A 19,795-nucleotide genomic window follows, 5' to 3' on the forward strand; every position below is an offset into this window, starting at 1 on the left:
TGCCCTCGCCGGGCCGGCCCGGCTCGCCGGCGGCCACCTGCCCGGTCGCCCGCTGCCGGGAAGCGCCCCAGCGCTACCCTATGTGGAGTTAGCCGACACCATGGGACTATGAGGGGGTTCACATGAGACTCGTCCTGGAGGGCGTGTCCGAGGACCTGGCGCGTGAGCTCTTCGCGCTGCTGGGCAGGCACGGGGCGGCGCCGGTGCTCCAGGACGCGCAGTGGACCGTCACCAGGGCCGCGCAACTCCTGCGGGACCTGCCGGCCACCGCCGTGCAGATCATCCGCCTCGCCGCCGAAGGCGAGGGCTGGGTCGCCTCCGGCCACCTGCGCGGCCCCGACGGGTCGGAGTCCCTGCGCGGTCGGTCCGGTGCGATCACCAAGGCCGTCAACCGGGGTGCCGCCAAGAAGCGTTGGCCCGTCGGGATGCCGCAGCCCGTCGAGGCGCAGTACGACCCCGAGAACCCCTCCTACCAGCGCACGACGGGCTACGTCATGAACGAGGACCTGGTCCCCGTCTTCAAGGCCGCCCTGGCCCGCATCGACCGGGAGACGGCGGAGCTCGCCACCGCGACCGTCACCGCGGAAGGCGGCGCCTGATGGACCGCAAGACGTACACCGCCGAGCTCGCCGGTCTGCGCGAGCTGCGCGCCGGGATCGCGGCCGCCGAGAAGCAGGTCGCGGCCGCGCGGAAGGAGCTGGACAGGCTCGCCGCCCAGCGTTCGCGACGGGTGGCCGGGCTGGCGGGGTACGAGGGCGCGAAGGCCGACGCCATCGCGAAGGCCGCGGGCCTGTCGGTCGGCGACGTCGTGCGGATCGCCCCGCTGCTGGACCCGACCCCGGCCGCCGTCCGCGCCGCCGCGCCCGCCCCGGTGCCCGTCGCGGAAGTGGCGGAAGCGGAGGAAGTGGCAGATCCGGCGCCGGTTGCCGAGCCACCCGCCGCCGTCGCCCCGGCGCTGACCCGCCCCGCCGCCGTACTCGAACAGCCGGCCCCGGCCGAGGCCCCGGCCGAGCAGCCGACCCCGGCCGTCGCCGCGCCGGTCGTCCCAGCTGCCCCGGTGCATCCGGTGGCCGAGGCCGGCCCGCGCGAGCTGCCCACCCTCCCCGAGGGCCCGGCAGGCGCCCGGTTCGAGGCCGTGACGATCGGCCTGCTCTCCAAGCGCCCGAACTTCACACAGCAGGCCCGCTCCACGGTGTTCCTGGACGCGGCCGCCGGGATGCTCGCGGTCCGCGACCAGGTCGTCCGGGTCGACCTCGGTGCCCGCACCCCCGGGGAGATCCTGGACGCCGTCCTGGCGACCGCGCCCGGCACCGAGCGCGTCTACATCACCGCCGGCGCCCCCTGGCACGACGGCGCCGAGCGCTACAGCACGCTCAAGGACGCGGTCGCCGCCTGGCTGAACACCCCGTCCGAGCGGTGGACCACCGCCGTCGGCTCCGGCCGCGACAAGCTCGCCGGCCACTTCGTCCACCAGCGCCAGCCCGTCGGCCGCTACGCCCCCACCGCGGCCCCGGACAGCGGCACCACCGAGATCCGCAGCATGGGGGAGTGGTTCGACCCGGACGGCGCCGACGTCGTCACCTGCCGTCAGGCGTTCACCCTGCTGTGGCAGGCGCTGCGCCGCCACTGGGACGACGCGGTCCTCATGGGCTCGCCGTCGCAGACCGGCCGGGACCTGTGGTCGCGCACCGTCCCGACCACCGGCAAGTGGGCCGGCGGCTACCCGGTCCTGTCCGAGGAGCTGCGCGGCCTGCTGCACGCGACCGGCGGCCAGGGCCGCACCGAGCTGGTCCTGCCCCCGCGCGTGCCGCAGCAGCTGCCCGCCCTGGTGGAGTACGACCGCACCTTCGCCTACGCCAAGCACCTGTGGAAGTCCCCGGTCGGCACCCCGCGCCGGATCACCGCCGCCGCGTTCGCCGCGATGACGGAGGCCGAGCAGACCAAGGCCCTGATGTCCTGCTCGCACTGGAACGTCAAGGTGACCGTCCCGCAGGGCTGGAACCACGTCGGCCTGCTGCCCGCCCCGGTCACCGGCGACCGCGCCTGGACCTACCCCTCGGCGCCCGGCGAGACCTTCACCACCTGGGCGGGCGGCGCCGAGGTCCACCTCGCCCTGGCCAACCACCTCGCGCCGTGGCGGATCGAGGTCCTCGGCGGCCTGCTCTGGGAGGACGGCAAGCCGCTCGACGAGTGGGGCAAGCGCCTCAAGTCGGCCTGGGCGGACCTGACCAACCTCTCCCGCATGCACGGCGACGACCGCCAGCGCACCGCCGCCTACCTCGCCTCCCGCGCCGTCCGCGCGGTGCTGCTGTTCGGCCTCGGCGGCTTCGCCCAGCGCCCGCGCCTGGTCTCCGGCACCACCCCCATCGGCGAGACCCTCCCCGCCGGGGTCGAGATCCTCGGCCGGGACGGCACGGTGGTGACCTGGCAGCGGCAGGCCGGTTTCTCCCGCGACCCGTACGCCCACCCCGAGTGGGCCGCCTACGTGTGGTCCGGGGCGCGGGCGGCGCTGCTGGACATGAGGTACCGCCAGGGCAAGGAGGTCATCGGCCACGCCGGCGCCCTGCACGCGAAGCCCGGCACCGTCGTCTACTTCGGCACCGACGGCATCGCCCTGACCGAGCGCCAGCCCTGGCCCTACCGCGGCGAGCCCGGCGACTACCTCCTCAAGGGCCACCTCACCGGCCCCGTCGAGCACCCCACCAGCCAGGAGCAGTACCTGAAGCTGCGCGGCCTGGGTCGCGCCGAACTCGCCGCGGAGGAGACCCGGTGAGCCCGGCCGACCCGAACCAGCCCAACGAGGCCGCGCGGCTGACCCAGCAACTCATCGACCACGGCTACACCAAGCGCCAGGTCGCCACGATGCTCGGCCGCGACGCCTCCCTCGTCTCCCAGTTCTTCACCAAGGGCAAGGGCGCCAGCATGGTCGGCGCCCTGCGCCAGCTGGTCCGGGCGGTCCGCGGCGGCGAGCGCGACGAGGAGACGCTGTCCGGGATCGCGGAGGCGAACACCAGCCGCCGCCGCACCAGGACCGGGCAGAAGGCCCGGGTCCGGGGCAAGGACACGGTCGGCGAGGCCGGCGGGTCGATGGCCGGCCGTGCCGGGAAGCAGGCCATCAGGTCCGGCGCCGGCCACCTCGCGCCCGTGGTGCACGAGACCGGCCGGGCCGGCGGCCGCCTCGCCTTCACCGTCCGGATGAAGGCCGACCAGTACATCTACAGCGCCGGCTCGGAGCAGGACTCCGGCGGCATCCGGCGCGGGTTCGTCCCCCGCGCGGACGGCACCGAGGAGCGCACCTACGGCTCCGCCTCCACCGGAGGCTTCGACGCCGCCGAGTGGTCCCGGCGCGTCGCCGACCACCACGGCGACGTCACCGAGGCCATGAAGGCCTGGCTGGTGGAGACCGGCCGCGCCATCGCCGACGCCGACATCCAGTACCTCGAAGTCCGCGGCTGGATCCCCGGGGAGAACCGGTGAGCGCAGGTCATCCGGACCGGCACACCGCACCGGACCCCGACCGCCCCGCATGGTTCGCCGGCTCCGACGAGAAGCTCACCGTGCTGCGCCGCGCCGCCGAGGCCCGCGGCGTGGCCCTCGACCCGGCCACCCCGCCGAGCGAGGAGGACGCCCAGGAGCTGACCGACCGACTCGCCGGCATCCTCCTGGCCGAGGGCGGCTTCGACGGCGACTGGCAGGCCACGCCGTTCGGCGACCTGGTCGAAGGCCTGATCGACGCCCTCCACCGCTACGCCTACCCCGACGAGCACTGACCCTTCCCCTCAGCACCCGGCACACGAATGGAGACACCCGCGTCGTGGAGAGCACCGCCACCGCCGAGCAGGACGCGCCGACCGGGCCGTGCGCCCAGGCCCGGCCGCCGCTCCCGGCGCAGCCGCCCGGTATCGCCGTGGCGAACCCGCTGCCGCTGCACGGGTTCCAGAAGGACGCGGTGGCCGCAGCGGTGCGCGAGGTGAAGGACGGCGGCCGCGCGACGGTCGTCGCGGCGACCGGCTCCGGGAAGACCCTGATCGCCGCCGGCTGCGCCCGGCGCCTGGCGGCGAGGGGCCGGGTCCTGGTGCTGGTGCCGACGATCGAGCTGCTGGAGCAGACCGCCGAGGCCTGGTCCCTGCGAGGCGGACGCCGCGGCCTGGCGGTGGCGGCCTGTTCACGGGAGGAGGCGCTGGAGAGCGCGGAGGCCGGCGGCCGCGTCCACGCCCGGGTGACCACCCAGGCCCCGCGGATCGCCGACCTCGTCGCCGGCGCCCCCGACGGCCAGCCGGTGACCGTGTACGCGACCTACGCCTCGCTGGAGCGGATCGTCCAGGCCCACCGCGAGTTCGGCCTGCCCGCCTGGGACCTGGTCGTCATCGACGAGGCGCACCGGACCGCCGGCGCCGAGAGCAAGGCGTGGGCGGCGGTCCACGACGACGCCCAGGTCCTCGCCACCCGGCGGCTCTACTTCACCGCGACCCCGCGCATCGCCGACGACCGGCGCGCGAAGGACGGCCTGGCCGACCTCGCCGAAGCCGACGGCCAGGCCCTGCCCGCGCTGTGCTCCATGGACGACGAGAGCATCTACGGCCGGACCGTCTTCACCTGGACCCTCGGCCAGGGCATCGAGCACGGCTACCTCGCCGACTACCGCGTCCTGGTCCCCGTCGTCACCGACGAGGACCTGCGCGAACTGCTCCGCCTCCCCGCCGTCGCCGACCTGCGCACCCAGCGCTCCAACGAGGAACTGCTGCGTCTGGCCCTGCAGATCGCCGTGCTGCGCGCCGTCGCCGACCTGGACCTGCGCCGCGTCATCACCTTCCATTCCCGGGTCAGCGCGGCGCGGGAGTTCGCGGACACCCTGCCGGACGCCTCCCGGCTGCTGGAGGACGCGGAGCGCCCGGAGCGGATCTGGGCGAAGGCGGTGGCCGGCACGGACCGCCTCCGCGACCGCCGGGCCGCGTTCGCCGACTTCAAGGCCCACACCGGCGAGGACGGCGAGGAGTGCGGCATCCTCTGCAACAGCCGGTTGCTGACCGAGGGCATCGACGTTGCCGCGGTGGACGCCGTCTGCTTCGCCGACCCCAAGAGCTCGGTCATCGACATCGTCCAGGCTGTCGGCCGCGCCCTGCGCCAGTCCTACCGGCAGGGCAAGGTCTCGTGGATCGTCATCCCGGTCTACCTGCCGACGCCTCAGGTCGGCGACGACACCGCCACCGCGCACCCGTCCGAGGTCCACGACGCCGGCGAGGCCGTGAAGGCGGAGGCCGACACCGAGATCGAGGCGTCCAGCTTCCGTACGATCTGGCGGGTTCTGCGCGCTCTCGCGGCGCACGACGCCCGGGTGGTCGGCCGGATCACCGAGCTGCGCGCCCACCGCTCCCAGGGCGCCGCGCACACCACCGCGGCCAAGCCGGCCGAGGGCGATCAGCAGCCGGCGGCCCCGGTCGAGTCGCCGGTCGAGTGGCTGAAGGTCGACGCCCGCCGGCACGCCGCGCGCATCCTCCAGACCGTCAAGCTGCGCGCGTTCAACCCGCGCGCGGCCGAGTGGCAGCGGATGCACGCCGTCGCCGCCGGGTTCCACATCGAGCACGGTCACCTCGACCCCGTCGACAAGGCGAAGCACGCCGAGCTGGTCTCCTGGCTCGCCCGCCAGCGCCACCTCCACGGTCAGGGCCTGCTCGATGCCGCCCGGGTCAGTGAGCTGGACGCGCTCGGCATGATCTGGTCGAAGAACGCCAACGCCTGGGAACGCGGCGCCGCGTACGCCGCCGCGTTCCACCGCCGGCACGGCCACCTCGCCATCCCCGCCACCGCGAAGCTGGACGACTACGCGGTGGGCGCGTGGATGCGCCGCCAGCGCAAGGCCGACAACCTCACCGGCGACCAGGCGGCGAAGCTGGACGCGCTGGACGAGCTGTGGCGCCTGGAGCCGGACTGGAACCGCTCCTACCGCCGCCTGCTCGCCTACCTCGCCGCCGGCGGAGCCCTCGCCGGCCCGGTGAACCGCACCGGCGGCGAGGCCGACCCGGCCTTCCGCCCCGGCACCTGGCTGCGCAAACAGGACAAGGCCCGCACCGACGGCAAACTGACCAACCGTCAGATCACGCTCCTGGACGCCCTCCACCGGCACGCCGGGACCGCCACCGGCGGCCGGACCGGGTGATGCTCCGCCGAAGGGCGGCCCGCGGAGCCGCCCTTCGGCGAGCGCACGTCCGACGTGCGCCGTGCGTCCCCCGACGGTCCGGGGAGCCGACCGTCCTGGGCGCCGGCGGTGCTGCTACTTCTGCCAGCCGACGGTCTCGGGCAGCGGGCTGTAGAAGATGGCGGCGCCGACGTTGGCGAGGCCCTTGCGGATGCCGTAGGTGGAGGGGCCGCTGTAGAGCGGCAGCAGGGAGTACTGCTGGAGGGCCTTCTGCTCGACCTCGTTGACGGCCGCGATCTGCTGACCGAGGTCGGCGATCTCTCCGGTGGCGCGGATCTCCTTGTCCAGTTCGGGGGTGCCGGCTCCGGTGATGTTGGAGTCGCGGTCGGAGCAGTAGAAGTCGCACAGGTACCGGGCGCCGAAGGGGTCCGTCGAGCGGTTGCCGGAGATGAACAGGTCGAAGCGGCGGTCGCTGAGGACCTTGGAGAAGTCGTTCTCGGAGACCTTGTTGACGTCCACCTTCACGCCGACGGCCTTGAGCATCGCGGTGAACGCACTGGCGGTGGCCTTCTCGATGGGGCCGTCGCCGAGCAGGGTGTAGCCGATCGCGAGCTGCTTGCCGTCCTTGGCGCGGATGCCGTCGGCCCCGGGCTGCCAGCCGGCCGCGTCCAGGGTCCTGCGCGCCTGCTCCGGGTCGTACTTCAGCACGGAGGCGACGTTGTCGCGGTAGCCCTGCTGGAAGCTGTAGAGCACCGACGAGCCGGGCAGCGGTTCGGTGTAGTCGAGGCCCTGGAACCGGATCTTCGCTATCTGGGCGCGGTCGATGCTCTCCTGCACGGCCTTGCGGACCTGGACGTCGCCGAGCAGCGGGGACTTGGTGTTGAGGTACAGCGAGTACTCGAAGGGGCTGCCGCCGCTGCGGATCTCGGCGTCCTTGACCGTCTTCACCTGCTTGAGGTTCTCCGCGGTCCCGACGGGGGCGTAGTCGAGTTCGCCGTTCTTGAAGGCGTTGATCGAGGCGGCGCTCTCCAGGTTGACGTAGACGCGCTTGTCGAGCTTGCCCGGCCGGCCCCACCAGGTGGGGTTGCGCACGAAGGTGATGTTGCCGGAGTGGTCGTCCCAGGTGCCCACGGTGTACGGCCCGGTGCCCCACTCGGGGTGGGCGGTCTTGACGTACGCCTTGTTGAAGTTGTCGACGGTGGCGGCCTGGGGGTGCAGGAAGGTGGTGAACAGCGCGGACCAGGAGGCGTTGACGCCCTTGAAGGCGATGACCGCCTGCTTGTCGTCCGCGCCCCGGGTGACGGAGGTGATGCGGTCGTAGCCGTCGGTGGAGGAGGCCGCGTACTCCTTGTCGGAGCCGTTGTTGGCCTTCCAGGTGGCCTCGATGGCCCGCCAGTCGATCGGGGTGCCGTCGTTGAACACGGCCTTGGGGTTGAGGGTGATGACGACCTTCTGGTCGCCGCCCTCGACGGAGACCTTCACGTCGCTGTAGTAGTCCGGGTTGTACTGGACCTCGCCGGTGGGCGAGTAGGTGATGGCGTCGGCGTTGTACCAGGACCAGACCCGCAGCGCGTTCAGGGTGCCGTTGACGTTGAACGGGTTGCCCTGCTCGTCGAAGGTCCCCGCGGTGGTGTAGGTGCCGCCGTCCTTGATGTTCTCGTACGGCTGGGGGTTGTAGTCGGTGACGGAGGACGCGACCTTGGCGGCGTTCTTGGCGTCCTGCCCGGGGGAGGCGCCGGTGGAGCCGCCGGAGGGGGACGAGGAGGAGCAGGCGGTGGCGGCGACCGAGACGGCCGCGGCGAGCGCGAGGGGCAGGGCGAGCTTCCGACGCATGGGGTGTCCTTGGTGGGATTCGGTGAGACGGGGAAGAGCGGGGGGCGGTGTCAGACCGCGTGGCAGGCGTACCGGTGGTCGGAGCCGTCCGGGGCGCCGACGGTCGCCGGCCGTTCGGTGCGGCAGCGCGTGCGTACGGCCTCGTCGGCCTCCCGGTGGAGCGGGCAGCGGTCGACGAACACGCAGCCCTGCGGCAGCCGGGCGGCGCTGGGCTGCTCGCCCGCGAGGACGATGCGCTCGCGGTGGCGCTCGCGCTCCGGGTCGGGGACCGGGACGGCCGACAGCAGGGCCCGGGTGTACGGGTGCCGGGGCCGGGCGAAGATCTCCTCGGTGGCGCCGGACTCGACGACGTGTCCGAGGTACATCACCGCGACGCGGTCGGAGAAGTAGCGCACCACGGCCAGGTCGTGCGCCACCACGAGGTAGGCCAGGCCCAGTTCGCGCTTCAGCCGGGCGAGCAGGTTGATGATCTCGGCCTGCACGGAGACGTCCAGGGCGGACAGCGGCTCGTCCAGGACCAGCAGCCTCGGCTCGCGGGCCAGGGCGCGGGCGATGCCGACGCGCTGGCGCTGGCCGCCGGACAGGGCGGCGGGGAAGCGGTCGCCCATGGCGCGGTCCAGGCCCACCAGGTCCAGGAGTTCGGTGACCCGGGAGCGGACGGCGGTGCGGTCGGCGCCGGCGGCCTGGAGCGGTTCGGCCAGCAGGTCGAAGACGGTCAGCCGGGGGTCAAGGGCGTCCGTCGGGTCCTGGAGGACGATCTGGACGTGGCGCCGCAGCTCGCGGACCTCGGCGGCCGAGCGCAGCGTGGCGACGTCGGTGCCGGCCACCTCGATGCGGCCGCCCTCGGGGGCGCGCAGCCGCAGCACCTCGCGCAGCGTGGTGGTCTTGCCGCTGCCGGACTCCCCGACCAGGGCCAGGGTTTCGCCCGCGCGCAGTTCGAAGCCGACGTGGCTGACCGCGTGCAGGGTGCCCACCCGGCGCTTGAGCAGGGCGCCCTTGGTGACGGGGAACGTCTTGACCAGGTCCTCGACGCGCAGGACCACCTCGCCGGCGGTCCGCTCGGCGGGGCCGGCCGTCGGCACGGGAGGGGCCGCCCCGACCGGGTCGAGGCTGCCGTCGGCGATCTCCCGGGCGCGGTGGCAGGCGGCGCGGCCGGGCCGCCCGGCGGGTGCCGGTGCGTTCAGGTCCGCTGAGGTCAAGTCCGGTGCGGCCAGGCCTGGTTCGGTGGTCCGGCACACGTCCACGGCCACCGCGCAGCGGGGTGCGAAGGGGCAGCCGCCGGGCAGGGCGACCAGGGACGGCGGCTCCCCGCCGACCGGGACCAGGGGCCGCGGGACACCGCTGTCCACGGTCGGGACGCTGGCCAGCAGGCGGGCGGTGTAGGGCATCGTGGGACGGCGGAAGAGCTCGTCGACGCCCGCGTGCTCGACGATCCGCCCGGCGTACATGACGGCGACGTCGTCGGCGTGGCCGGCCACCACACCCAGGTCGTGGGTGATCAGGACGAGGCCGGCGCCGGTCTCGCGCTGGGCCAGGCGCAGCACGTCGAGGATCTGCGCCTGGACGGTGACGTCCAGCGCCGTGGTGGGCTCGTCGGCGACGAGCACCGAGGGCTTGTTGGCGATGGCCAGGGCGATGACGACGCGTTGGCGCATGCCGCCGGAGAACTCGTGCGGGAAGGACTTGGCGCGTTCGCGCGGGTCGGGGATGCCGACCAGGTCGAGCAGTTCCACCGCCTGTTCCCAGGCGTCCTTCCGGGACAGCTCCCGGTGTACGCGCAGGGCCTCGGAGAGCAGCCGGCCGACGGTGAAGATGGGTGTGAGCGCGGACATCGGGTCCTGGAAGACCATGCCGATGTCCTTGCCGCGGACCCGGGAGAGCTCCTTGTCGTCCATCGCCGCCAGGTCGCGGCCGCCCAGCAGGATCCGGCCGCCAAGGCGCGCGGTGGGCGGCAGCAGGCCCATGACGGCGAGGGCGGTGGCGGACTTGCCGGAGCCGGACTCGCCGACGATGCCCAGGGTGCGCCCGGGCAGCAGGTCGAAGTCGACGCCGCGCACGGCCTCCACCGGCCCGGCCTCGGAGGGGAAGGAGACGCTCAGGCCGCGGACGGACAGGACGGGTGCGGGCCCGGCGGGGTCGGTGGACCCGGTGGGAGCGGTCGCGGGCCCGGTGCGGGGGGCGGGTGCCAGGGTCATCGTCGGGCTCCTGCCGCGCCGGTGGTGGACGTGGGGTCGAGGGCGTCGCGCAGGCCGTCGCCGACGAAGGTCATCGAGACGGTGAGCAGGACGGTCAGCCCGGCGGGGAAGGCGAAGAGCCAGGGGGCGCTGGTGATGGTGCCCGCGCCGTCGGCGAGCATCGTGCCCAGTGACACGTCGGGGGTCTGGACGCCGAAGCCGAGGAAGGACAGGGCGGTCTCGCTGAGCACGGTGGAGACCACGCCCAGGGTGAGGTTGACGATGAGCAGGGAGCCCAGGTTGGGGATGATGTGGCGCAGCACGATGCGCAGGGGGCGCACGCCCATGTACTCCGCGGCGCGCACGTAGTCGCGCTCGCGCAGGGACGTCGACACCGACCAGACCACGCGGGCGGTGGACATCCAGCCGAACACCGTCAGGACGAGGATGAGGACCCGCCAGTCGCCCGCCAGCCGGTGCGAGACCAGGGCGAGGACGAGGAAGGACGGCACGACCAGCAGGAAGTGGATGAGGGCGAGGGTCGCCTTCTCCAGCCGGCCCCCGACGTAGGCGGCGCCCGCGCCCACGACCGCGGCGAGGGCGACGGTCAGCAGGGACACGGTCACCGCGATCACCAGCGAGCGCTGGAGGCCGTGCACGGCGGCGGCGTAGACGTCGTTGCCGCCCTGGTTGGTGCCGAACCAGTGCTCGGCGCTCGGGGCCTGGGTGAGGGCGGAGAAGTCGGTGTCCGCGAAGCCGTACGGGGTGAACAGGCCGCCGAGCGCGCTGAACAGCACGAGCAGCAGGAAGATCACCACGCCGGCGACGGCGGTCCGGTTGCGCAGGAAGCGGCGCAGGTAGAGGCGGCGCCGGCCCAGGTAGCGGCCGTCGTGCTTGTCGTGCCCGTCGTGCTTGTCATGCTCGGCGGCCGCGTCGGGACCCACAGGGGTCACATCGGGACTCACGGGGGTCACAGGGGTGCTCATCTCAGCTCACCCGCACCCTCGGGTCGAGGAGGACGGTGGCGATGTCCGCGAGGATCGCGCCGACCGCCGTCAGGGCGGCGGCGAACGCGGCGGTCGCCACGGTGCCGTGCACGTCGTTCTTGCTGATGGTCTGGATGAAGTACTGGCCCATGCCGTTCCAACCGAAGATCGTCTCCGTGAGCACCGCGCCGGTGAACACCGCCGGGATGCCGAAGGCCACGGACTGGGCGGTGGGGATCAGCGCGGTGCGCAGGGCGTGCCGGCGGATCGCCTGGGCGCGGGTCAGCCCGGTGGCCCGGGCGGTGCGCACGAAGTCGGAGCCGATGACGTCCAGCAGCAGCGAGCGCTGGGTGAGGTGGTAGCCCACGTACCCCGTCAGGGTCAGGGTGAGCGTCGGCAGCACCAGGTGCAGCAGCCGGTCGCCGACCGTCGCCCAGAACCCCTCCACACCGGGCGAGTTCTCGCCCGCGACGTACAGGAAGTGCCAACCCGCCTGCTCGTTCAGCCGGATGGCCAGCAGCACCAGCGCGAGGGCGGCGATCGACACCGGGACGTTGAACAGCGCCATGGACAGGGCCTGCGCGGCCCGGTCCCGCCAGCCGTACTGGCGCGAGGCGGTGTGCACCGCGAGCGCCACACCGACGACGACCGACAGGACCGTCGCACCGGTCACCAGCTCGGCGCTGACCAGGGAGCGGTAGCCGATCTCCCCGTTCACCCGCACCCCGACCGGGGAACGGCCCCAGTCGAAGCGCAGGACCACCCCGGTCAGCCAGTCCCACCAGCGGTGCAGCAGCGGCTCGTGCGGGTCCAGGTTGTACGGGGCCAGGGCCCGGGAGATCTGCTCCTCGGTGCGGACCGGGCGCAGCTCCTTGAAGTTCGAACGCGGGTCGAGGAACCAACTGGCCAGGAAGTAGGTGGCGTTGGTGGCCACGGCGATCACCAGGAACCAGCCCGCCGCCCTGCGGGTCACGTACCGGAGCACGGACGCCACCTCCCCACCGGATGCGACGGGTACGGCCGGGGAGCGCCGGGTCTGGGGGAGTTGGGCATGCGGGTGGAACTTCCTCGATCCAAGGGGTGGTTGCACGACCGTGCAGAGGCCAGTCTGTGTGCGAGCGACACCCGGCACCAGGGACCAGGGCAAGTGGACACGAACACGAAACGCGCCCGCAGCACATGGACGCGTTCGCGTCACAATTCGCCGAATCCGCAGGTCGCAGGGGCCGCGGCAGCCACCGGTCCGCGCCGACGCCGAGCGTCGGCGGGCGCGCCGCCGGCGGCGGACCACCCGCCGCCGGGAAACAATCACGCCATGGACAAGGACATCACCCGCACGGTGGACGCCCTGTGCGAGGCCGACGACGCGGACGTCTCCGTGCTGCGCGCCGAGGTCGAATCGCGGGTCGCCACCGGCGAGTTCGACTGGGCCGGCGGCCTCGCGGCGGAACTCGCCGCCCGCACCGCCGCCGGCCGGGACCTTCAGGGGCACTGCGCCGCGGCCCTGTACTGGACACTGAACGCCCTGGCCGCCCGCCCGGGGCCGCAGAGCCTGCGCGCCCTGGTGCGCGTGCTGGACTCGCCGCACCCCGGCGTCTCCCCGCGCTACCTGGCCGCGGTCGTCGCCCACGGGCACCGCATCGAGGACATCGCCGACGAGGTCTTCGACCGGGCACCCGAGACCGCGGACGCGCGCGAGTTCGCGGCCTGCCTGCTCCACGAGACGGTGCTCGTCTCGGACGCGGTCAACGGCCACCCCGCGCTGCGCGCCTTCGCCGACACCCTCCTGGCCGAGGGCCACCCGCTCGCCGTACTGCCGCTGGCCCTGCTGCCCGAGGAGCACGGGCTGCGGCGCCCCGCGGGAGCCGCCGACGACTGGACCTGGACGGTCCCGGCCGTGTGGCCGGAGCCGGGCGACGCGCTGGAGACCACGCCGGCGACGCGGCAGCGGGCGGCCGCGGCCGAACCGACCGAGACCGGCGTACCCGCCACGACGGAGGCCATGGGCGCGGCCGTCGCCCACTGGCTCGCCCAGTCCAACGGCAAGCTCGCCGCCCAGGAGTTCTGGCTACCCGACCCGGTCACCCCCGAAGACCTCCCGGCACTCCTCGCGCTCCTGCCGCTCACCCCCTGGCCGCCCGGCCAGACCCCGGCCCGGCTCCACCCCTCCGACCCCGGCCTCGCCCTACGGACCCTGCTCACCGCCGCCCTGCGCGCACCGGCCTACGGCCACGGCAACTACGGCGCCTACGGCAGACTCGCCGCCTGGCGCTCCCTGGCCGCCCTGACCGGCACCCCCGCCGACGCGCCGATCACCCGGACCGCCGACCGCGTGCGGCAGACGACCTGGCTCCGCCTCGGCACCGCGTCCGCCCCCTGGTTCCACAACGTCGCCTGGGACCTCGCCCTCGCCGCCCTGCACCCCGACGGCCGACACCTCGCAGTCCTGGCCGCCACCGACACCGACTGACCACGCACCACCCCGGCCGCCAGCCCCGCAGCCGCAACCCGTCCTCCCCCCGGCCGAGTTCGGGGCTTCACCGGACGAACGCCGGCGCGCCCCTCCTCGGACCGCAGGGCAGGTGCGGCGCCGGTCCACCGGCCGCAGTGCCAGGCCGGTGACCAGCCAGGCGACCAGGGCGGTGAACAGGGTGGCGCTGGGCAGCACGTAGCGGGTGAGGAGGCCGGTGACCCGGGCCTCGGCCTGGTCGGCGGCGGTGGGGTCGACCGGCAGGTAGCCGGTGACGCGCTGGTCCGGCAGGCCCTCGATGTCGGTGTACTGCCGCAGGGCCTCGGAGGTGGCCGGGGCGGTGGCCCGCTTGATCAGGGTGACGTCCCGGTCGGCGGAGCGGCATCGGAGCGCCTCGCGGGCTCGGGCACCGACGGTCACTCAGCCTTCGGCCGCCTCAGGTCCGTCGACCACCCCGACAACCGCTCGACCGCACTCCAGGTCAGGCCCACGCACGGATCGGTGTCGACCAGCAAGGTCGCGGCCGCGCGGCCGTCGGCCCAGGCCCGCGCCTGCGGCGTCAGCGCATCGTCCACCCAGGCCGCTGCCCGTTCTCCGACGAAGGCCGCCACCGCCGGCACCTTCTCACACGGTTCGAACGGCTTGGGCGGGAAGAAGACGACCGGCAACCGTTCCAGCCCCAGGAACGGCGCGAGGAACTCGTTCGCTTCCTCTTCCCAACCCGTCGCCCAAACGATCTCGAAGTGCTCGGCAAGTCCGTTCAGCCACCGCCCGTGGACCCGGTTCAGACGCACCGGCTCCTCACCGGGGAAGAAGCCGTACTCCTGGTAATCCGCCGGGCACACCGCCGCGGCGAACGGGTTCAGCACCCCGTCGACGTCCAGAAGCAACAACGGCAGGTCGGCAGTCACGACGACTCATCCTGCCGCCGTAGGACCCCCGCCACAACGGGAAGCGACCGCCGCGAACGCGGGAAACGATCCACCACCTGTACATGTGCGGGGTGGTGCGGCCTTGTCCACCTGACCTGGAGGAGCGGCGTCTGCCTCGGACACCACGCAGACGACAAGCTCCGGCTTCATGCCCGAATCCCGCGTCAGGCGTGCGGAGCCGCCACGGTCCGGGCTCCACGTGCCCCGGTTCCCGCCTCCGCCCCCGCCTCCTCCGCGGCCTCCGCGTCGGCGATGCGGCCGCGCACCATCGCGTCCATGACCGCCATGTACCGCTGCGTGCGGGGGCCGCCGAGGAGGAAGGGGTTCGCGGCGCCGGGCGGTTGGCGCCGCAGCTGTTCGGCTCGTTCGAGGCCGTGGTCGTTCGGGTGGTTGGAGAGCTCGACCTCCACGTTCGTCCGGCGCATGACGGCCCGGAAGGAGTGGACGGAGGCGAGGAGGGTGCGCAGTTCCGCCACCGTCGAGGGCGGGTTGAGGCCGCCCCACAGCATCGCGCTGTGGTACCGGCCGCCCGCCCGGACCGGGATGACCGGGGACACGGTGCCGGGGGTGTGGCCCGGGGTGTGGTGCAGCTCGATCGTCGTGCCGCCGAGGGTGAGCTGCGCGCCGTCCGCGATGTCGAGGTCGCGGACGGGGGCGTCGGCGGGGCGGGTGCGGGCGAGGAGGTCCCAGTCGGCCGGGGACATGTGCACGCGGGCGCCGTAGCGGTCGGCGAGGGTCTGGGCGCCGCCGAAGTGGTCCGGGTGGCCGTGGGTCACGACGACGTGCCGGATCGCCGCCGGGTCGGCGCCGACCGCCCGCAGCCCGGGGACGACGACGCCCTCGGCATCGGCGGGTGAGGTGAGCGCGTCGATCAGCACGATGCCGTCGTCCGTCAGCACCGCCATCGCCGAGACCCAGCCCGCGCTCAGCAGCACCAGGTTGTCGAACAGCTTGACGGGCGCGGGCGCGGGCAGCGGGGGAAGGACGGAGCCGGGCGTCAGCGCCGTCACCAGGGCCCGCAGCACGGGGTCGTCGGCGGCGAGGCGGCGGGCGCGGTCGTAGTGCGGACGGCCGGCGGGCGGTGCCGTCGCCGAGGAGGGGACGGCGGCCGAGGCCGTGCCCGGAAGGGCGGCCGGCGCGGCCCCGGCGGCGAGGCCGAGGACGGCGAGCTGGGCGAGACGGCGCCGGGTGAAGTCGGCGTCCGTGTCGGCCCGGCGGGTGGGTCGGATCATCGCGGTCGGGGCTCCTGGTCGGTCGGGAAGGGCGCTCCTTCGGGAGGGGATGCTCCTTCGGGACGGATGCGGATACGGACGTCAGCCGAGGGCGCTGACGACCGTCTTCGTCGCCTGGGCGATCAGGGCGTCGTCGGAGGTGGCGTCCGCCTTGCCGCGGTCGGTCAGGACGACGATCACGATCGGGGCGCGCCCGCCCGACGGCCACGCCACGGCGACGTCGTTGCGGGTGCCGTAGCCCGCGTTGCCGGTCTTGTCGCCGATCCGCCAGTCGGCGGGCACCCCCGCGCGGATGTACGGGCCGCCGGTCGTGTTGCCGACCAGCCAGTCCGTCAGCAGCCCGCGCCGGCCTTCCGGGAGGACGTCGCCGAGCACGTAGCGGCGCAGGTCGGCGGCGAGGACGCGCGGCGTGCTGGTGTCGCGGGTGTCGCCCGGGGTCGCCTCGTTGAGGGTGGGTTCGGTGCGGTCGACGCTGGTGGTCGAGTCGCCCAGGTCGCGCAGGGACTGCTGGACGGCCGCCGGGCCGCCGAGTTCGGCGAAGACGAGGTTGGCCGCGGTGTTGTCGCTGTACTGGATGGAGGCGGCGGCCAGGTCACGCAGCTTCATGCCGGTCGCCACGTGCTGCGAGGTGATCGGTGCCCACGCCAGCACGTCCTCCTGGCGGTAGGGGACGACCTTGTCCAGGTCCGCGTCGGAGGCCTTGCGCAGCAGGGCCCCGGCGGCGAGCGACTTGATCGTGGACGCGAACGCGAACCGCTCGTCGGTCCGGTGGACGACCTCCCGGCCGCTGCCGGTGTCCACCGCGTACACGCCGAGCCGGGCGCCGAACCGCTGCTCGAGTTCCGCGAAGGCCGCGTCCGCCGCGGCGGCGGAGGCCGCCCCCGCGCCCGCCGTCGCCGCAGTCGCAATCGCGCCGGTGGCCGCCGCCGTCGAGGCGCCACCCGACGGGCCGCACCCGCCGACTAGCGCGGCCACGAGCAGGGCCACCGCGGGCAGCGCGGCGCGGGTGCGGACGCGGGTACGGGTGCCGGTGCCGGTGCCGGTACGGCGGAGGTCGGGCGTCATCAGTGGTCTCCCCAGGTGGTTCGTGTCATCACGGTCGCGCCCCGCGGCGGTGGTCCACACCGCCGCGATCCGCGCGATCACGCTCAGCTAAACAGGCCACGGGCTACCCAGTCCAAGACCGCAATCGTGAAGTGAGCGATAAGAAAACCCCTATGATTGCTGGCCATGGACCTGCTGGGGCACCTCCGCCACTTCCGCGCCGTCGCCGAGGAACGGCACTTCGGCCGCGCCGCCGAGCGCCTGCGGATCGCCCAGCCCTCGCTCTCCCAGCGGATCCAGCGCCTCGAACGCGAACTCGGCGTGACCCTGTTCGACCGCGGCCCGCGCGGCGTCGACCTCACCCCGGCGGGCCGGCTGCTGCTCGCCGAGGCCGAGGAGACCCTGGACAGCGCCGCCCGCCTCCTCGCCACCGCCGCCGACCTGCGCAGCGGACGGGCCGGCACCCTGCGCGCGGCCGTCCCGCCCGAACTCGGGCCGGCCACCCTCGCCGCGCTGCTCACCGGCTTCGAGACCGCCTCCCCGGGCACCCGGCTCGAACTGCGGGAACTGCCCGTCGCGGCCGTGGTGCGCGAACTCGCCCAGCACACCGTCGACGTCGCCGTCGTCCGCCACCCCTGCCCGGCCGACGGACTGGCCTTCGGCCCCGTCCTGCACCAGCCGCTCGGCGCCCTGCTCGCCGCCGGCGGCCCGCACGCCGACCGCCCCGAGCTCGCGGTGGCCGACCTGACCGGCCTGCGCCTGGTCCTCTTCCCGCGCGCCACCGCCCCGGCCCTGTACGACGAGGTCCTCACCACGCTGACCAGGCACGGCTGCACCCCTGAAGCCGTCGTCGACCCGCCGGGACCGGACGTCGCGGGCGCGCTCGTGCTCACCGGCAGCGCCATCGCCCTGGTGCCGCGCACCACACCCCCACCGGGTACAGTCTGGCGTCCGCTCACCGGCACCCCGCTGGCCTGGCGGACCTCCACGGCCTGGCCGACCGGGCGGGGCGGGCCCGCCGTCCGGCTGTTCGCCCAGGCCGCCCACGAGGCGCTGACCGGACCCGGCGGCCTGCTGCCCCAGTCGCCCCACCGCCCCCCGCTCTACCCCCGGCCCGCAATGGAGTTCCCGCTGTGACCAGCGACCGCACCACAGCCGACCGCCCGGCTCCTGACCGCCCGGCCGCCGACCGCACCAAGGCCGACCACCCGACAGCCGACCGCACCACGGCCGCCGACCGGACCCCGCACGGCCGCGCCGCACGCACCCGCATCGCCGCGGCCTTCGCCGACGCCGGCGTCACCGGCCGACTCCACGCACGCGACCTCGACACCGGCGCCGAGATCGGCCTCGGCGCCGACACCGCCGTCTCCACCGCCAGCGTCCACAAGCTCTGCCTGCTCGTGACGCTCTACCGCGAGGCCGCCGCCGGACGCGTCGACCTCACCCGGCAGGTCGACGTCCCCGCCGCCGGCCGCACCCCCGGGTCCACCGGCCTCGGCGCCATGCTCGACGACGCCCGCCTCTCCCTGCGCGACCTCGCCTACCTCACCGCCGCCGTCAGCGACAACACCGCCGCCGACACCCTGTGGGACCGGATCGGCCTCGACACCGTCAACCGCACCATGGCCGACCTCGGCCTCACCCGCACCGTCGCCGTCCACAAGCTCCGCGACCTCATCGCCGCCCTCGCCGAGGACACCGGCCCCGACTCCCCGGTCGACCCCGCCGTCGTCGCCCGCCTCAGAGTCCTCGACCCCGCCTTCACCAACCACAGCACCCCCCGCGACATGACCACCCTGCTCGCCGCCCTCTGGCACGGCGACGCCTGCCCCGGCGACCACGGCACCGCCCTGCGACGCCTCCTCGGCCTCCAGGTCTGGCCCCACCGCCTGGCCTCCGGCTTCCCCTACGACGACGTCCGCGTCCACGGCAAGACCGGCACCCTCCCCACGCTGCGCCACGAGGTCGGCGTCGTCGAATACCCCGACGGCGGCCGCTACGCCCTCGCCGTCTTCACCCGCGCCGCCGCCACCACCATCACCCTGCCCGCCGCCGACGCCGCCATCGGCACCGCCGCCCGCCTCGCCGTCGACGCCCTCCGGGCCCAGGCGGCAGCCGGCCGGGCGCGCTGACCGGCGCCCACCGCGTCCCGGCCTCCGCCATCGCGCACCCGTCGGCGGTCGCCTGACGGCCCGTACGCCGAAGGGCGTCCCGACCCGGGCCCGAGGGCCGCGCCGCCAACGGCACGACGGGCAGGACGAAGGCGGCCCACAGCCACGGGTGCCGCCACCGCGTGCGCCTGGCGCCGGTCACCGTCCCCCGGGGGACTCGTGACCACCAGGGTCGGGAACCACGCCGCCACAAAACCGCGGCCCACGGGGAATCGCGTGACCGCCGGCAGCCGACAGCCGTCAATCCGGTCGACCCCCTCCTCACGCGTACCGGGGAAAATCCGCCCCTTCACCGGCCACGCACCGCGCCGGAGCGCTACGTTGACGGCCGCCGACCATGGGGAGAACCGCTGACATGACCATCGACAGGGCCGCCCTCGACAGCGCGATGAAGGCGGTCGTCGCCGCCGCGCACGCCGACGACCCGGCCGCGCTGTACCAGGCCGTGATGCCGCCGGCGGGCACGGACACGCCCCCGGCCGAGGTCACCGCCTGGTTCGGGACGCTCCTCATCCACCTGGCGCTCTCCGCCGCGACCACCTCGAAGCTGGAGCGCGGCTGCCCCCGGGAGGCCGTCTCGGGGTGGATCGGGGAGACGCTGGGCCCGCCGCCCACCCCGGCGCTGCTGCGCGCCGCGGATCCCGGCCGCATCGACCACGCCGAAGCGGTGAGCGCCGCCGCGGACTACTCCCGGTGCCACGAGTACACCGTCGACCTGATCCGGCTGGGCCTGGCCGAGCCGAACGAGGCACCGGACGAGCGGGGCGTCGACGCCCACTGCGCGGCGACGAACGACAGCAGGACGCGGATCACC

The 19,795-nt window shown here is 74.4% G+C and carries 16 protein-coding genes; 9 read left to right on the forward strand and 7 right to left on the reverse strand.

All coding sequences use genetic code 11. The features are described 5' to 3' along the window. Nucleotides 1-122: 122 nt before the first annotated feature. From ACFVU7_RS31090 to ACFVU7_RS31110, 5 genes are read left to right on the forward strand one after another with little or no spacing between them, the layout of a single operon-like run. Nucleotides 123-599 carry a hypothetical protein gene (locus ACFVU7_RS31090; protein ID WP_380739729.1) on the forward strand — a complete coding sequence of 159 codons (477 nt, stop codon included), beginning with the start codon at nucleotides 123-125 and terminating at the stop codon, nucleotides 597-599. Continuing rightward, nucleotides 599-2,773, forward strand: coding sequence for a hypothetical protein (locus ACFVU7_RS31095; RefSeq protein WP_388048400.1), 2,175 nt, complete (start codon nucleotides 599-601; stop codon nucleotides 2,771-2,773). Before ACFVU7_RS31090 ends, ACFVU7_RS31095 begins: the two co-directional genes overlap by 1 nt. After that, entirely contained in the window at nucleotides 2,770-3,477 is a 708-nt protein-coding gene (locus ACFVU7_RS31100) for a helix-turn-helix domain containing protein (RefSeq protein WP_388048401.1), read from the forward strand. The genes ACFVU7_RS31095 and ACFVU7_RS31100 overlap by 4 nt, the downstream gene beginning before the upstream one ends. Then, nucleotides 3,474-3,770, forward strand: coding sequence for a hypothetical protein (locus ACFVU7_RS31105; protein WP_388048403.1), 297 nt, complete (start codon nucleotides 3,474-3,476; stop codon nucleotides 3,768-3,770). The genes ACFVU7_RS31100 and ACFVU7_RS31105 overlap by 4 nt, the downstream gene beginning before the upstream one ends. Before the next feature lie 44 nt (nucleotides 3,771-3,814). After that, nucleotides 3,815-6,157 carry a Helicase associated domain protein gene (locus ACFVU7_RS31110; protein WP_388048405.1) on the forward strand — a complete coding sequence of 781 codons (2,343 nt, stop codon included), beginning with the start codon at nucleotides 3,815-3,817 and terminating at the stop codon, nucleotides 6,155-6,157. A 114-nt stretch (nucleotides 6,158-6,271) separates the two neighbouring features. Here ACFVU7_RS31110 and ACFVU7_RS31115 read toward each other — a convergent pair whose 3' ends face one another. The 4 genes from ACFVU7_RS31115 to ACFVU7_RS31130 are packed head-to-tail and all read right to left on the reverse strand — an operon-like array spanning nucleotide 6,272 to nucleotide 12,114. Next, nucleotides 6,272-7,969, reverse strand: coding sequence for an ABC transporter family substrate-binding protein (locus ACFVU7_RS31115; protein WP_388048406.1), 1,698 nt, complete (start codon nucleotides 7,967-7,969; stop codon nucleotides 6,272-6,274). 50 nt (nucleotides 7,970-8,019) lie between these two features. Continuing rightward, complete coding sequence (locus ACFVU7_RS31120) at nucleotides 8,020-10,164, reverse strand: dipeptide ABC transporter ATP-binding protein (RefSeq protein WP_388048408.1); 2,145 nt, start codon at nucleotides 10,162-10,164, stop codon at nucleotides 8,020-8,022. Then, nucleotides 10,161-11,129 (reverse strand): ABC transporter permease, encoded by a 969-nt coding sequence (locus tag ACFVU7_RS31125; protein WP_388048410.1) that lies wholly within the window; start codon nucleotides 11,127-11,129, stop codon nucleotides 10,161-10,163. The genes ACFVU7_RS31120 and ACFVU7_RS31125 overlap by 4 nt, the downstream gene beginning before the upstream one ends. A 1-nt stretch (nucleotide 11,130) precedes the next feature. After that, entirely contained in the window at nucleotides 11,131-12,114 is a 984-nt protein-coding gene (locus ACFVU7_RS31130) for an ABC transporter permease (RefSeq protein WP_049649271.1), read from the reverse strand. A gap of 330 nt (nucleotides 12,115-12,444) precedes the next feature. Here ACFVU7_RS31130 and ACFVU7_RS31135 point away from each other — a divergent pair, with 330 nt between their 5' ends. Next, the gene (locus ACFVU7_RS31135; protein ID WP_388048412.1) at nucleotides 12,445-13,599 is read left to right on the forward strand and encodes a DUF6183 family protein; all 1,155 of its coding nucleotides are present in this window, start codon (nucleotides 12,445-12,447) and stop codon (nucleotides 13,597-13,599) included. A 416-nt stretch (nucleotides 13,600-14,015) separates the two neighbouring features. Here ACFVU7_RS31135 and ACFVU7_RS31140 read toward each other — a convergent pair whose 3' ends face one another. The 3 genes from ACFVU7_RS31140 to bla all read right to left on the reverse strand — a co-directional run bounded on the left by ACFVU7_RS31140 (nucleotide 14,016) and on the right by bla (nucleotide 16,828). Then, on the reverse strand, nucleotides 14,016-14,510 hold the full coding sequence (locus ACFVU7_RS31140; RefSeq protein ID WP_388048414.1) for an HAD domain-containing protein: 495 nt from the start codon (nucleotides 14,508-14,510) through the stop codon (nucleotides 14,016-14,018). 185 nt (nucleotides 14,511-14,695) lie between these two features. Further along, entirely contained in the window at nucleotides 14,696-15,763 is a 1,068-nt protein-coding gene (locus ACFVU7_RS31145; protein ID WP_388048416.1) for an MBL fold metallo-hydrolase, read from the reverse strand. A gap of 81 nt (nucleotides 15,764-15,844) precedes the next feature. Then, nucleotides 15,845-16,828, reverse strand: a complete 984-nt coding sequence (gene bla / locus ACFVU7_RS31150) for a class A beta-lactamase (RefSeq protein ID WP_388048418.1) — start codon at nucleotides 16,826-16,828, stop codon at nucleotides 15,845-15,847. A 165-nt stretch (nucleotides 16,829-16,993) separates the two neighbouring features. Between bla and ACFVU7_RS31155 the strand changes: the two genes are divergently transcribed. The 3 genes from ACFVU7_RS31155 to ACFVU7_RS31165 form a co-directional block, all read left to right on the forward strand. Then, a complete protein-coding gene (locus ACFVU7_RS31155; protein ID WP_380775465.1) occupies nucleotides 16,994-17,944 on the forward strand; it encodes a LysR family transcriptional regulator in 951 nt (316 codons plus the stop codon). 134 nt (nucleotides 17,945-18,078) lie between these two features. Next, nucleotides 18,079-18,942, forward strand: coding sequence for a serine hydrolase (locus ACFVU7_RS31160; protein ID WP_388048429.1), 864 nt, complete (start codon nucleotides 18,079-18,081; stop codon nucleotides 18,940-18,942). A gap of 394 nt (nucleotides 18,943-19,336) precedes the next feature. Next, nucleotides 19,337-19,795: hypothetical protein (locus ACFVU7_RS31165; protein WP_388048421.1), on the forward strand; the 459-nt coding region annotated here is incomplete at its 3' end.

This window comes from Kitasatospora sp. NPDC058046 (genome assembly GCF_042885595.1).
Taxonomy (GTDB): Bacteria; Actinomycetota; Actinomycetes; order Streptomycetales; family Streptomycetaceae; genus Kitasatospora.

Coding starts and splice junctions, on each gene's coding strand:
- ACFVU7_RS31090 (WP_380739729.1), top strand. CDS start 123: ATGAGACTCGTCCTGGAGGGCGTGTCCGAGGACCTGGCGCGTGAGCTC.
- ACFVU7_RS31095 (WP_388048400.1), top strand. CDS start 599: ATGGACCGCAAGACGTACACCGCCGAGCTCGCCGGTCTGCGCGAGCTG.
- ACFVU7_RS31115 (WP_388048406.1), bottom strand. CDS start 7,969: ATGCGTCGGAAGCTCGCCCTGCCCCTCGCGCTCGCCGCGGCCGTCTCG.
- ACFVU7_RS31120 (WP_388048408.1), bottom strand. CDS start 10,164: ATGACCCTGGCACCCGCCCCCCGCACCGGGCCCGCGACCGCTCCCACC.
- ACFVU7_RS31125 (WP_388048410.1), bottom strand. CDS start 11,129: ATGAGCACCCCTGTGACCCCCGTGAGTCCCGATGTGACCCCTGTGGGT.
- ACFVU7_RS31135 (WP_388048412.1), top strand. CDS start 12,445: ATGGACAAGGACATCACCCGCACGGTGGACGCCCTGTGCGAGGCCGAC.
- ACFVU7_RS31145 (WP_388048416.1), bottom strand. CDS start 15,763: ATGATCCGACCCACCCGCCGGGCCGACACGGACGCCGACTTCACCCGG.
- bla (WP_388048418.1), bottom strand. CDS start 16,828: ATGACGCCCGACCTCCGCCGTACCGGCACCGGCACCGGCACCCGTACC.
- ACFVU7_RS31155 (WP_380775465.1), top strand. CDS start 16,994: ATGGACCTGCTGGGGCACCTCCGCCACTTCCGCGCCGTCGCCGAGGAA.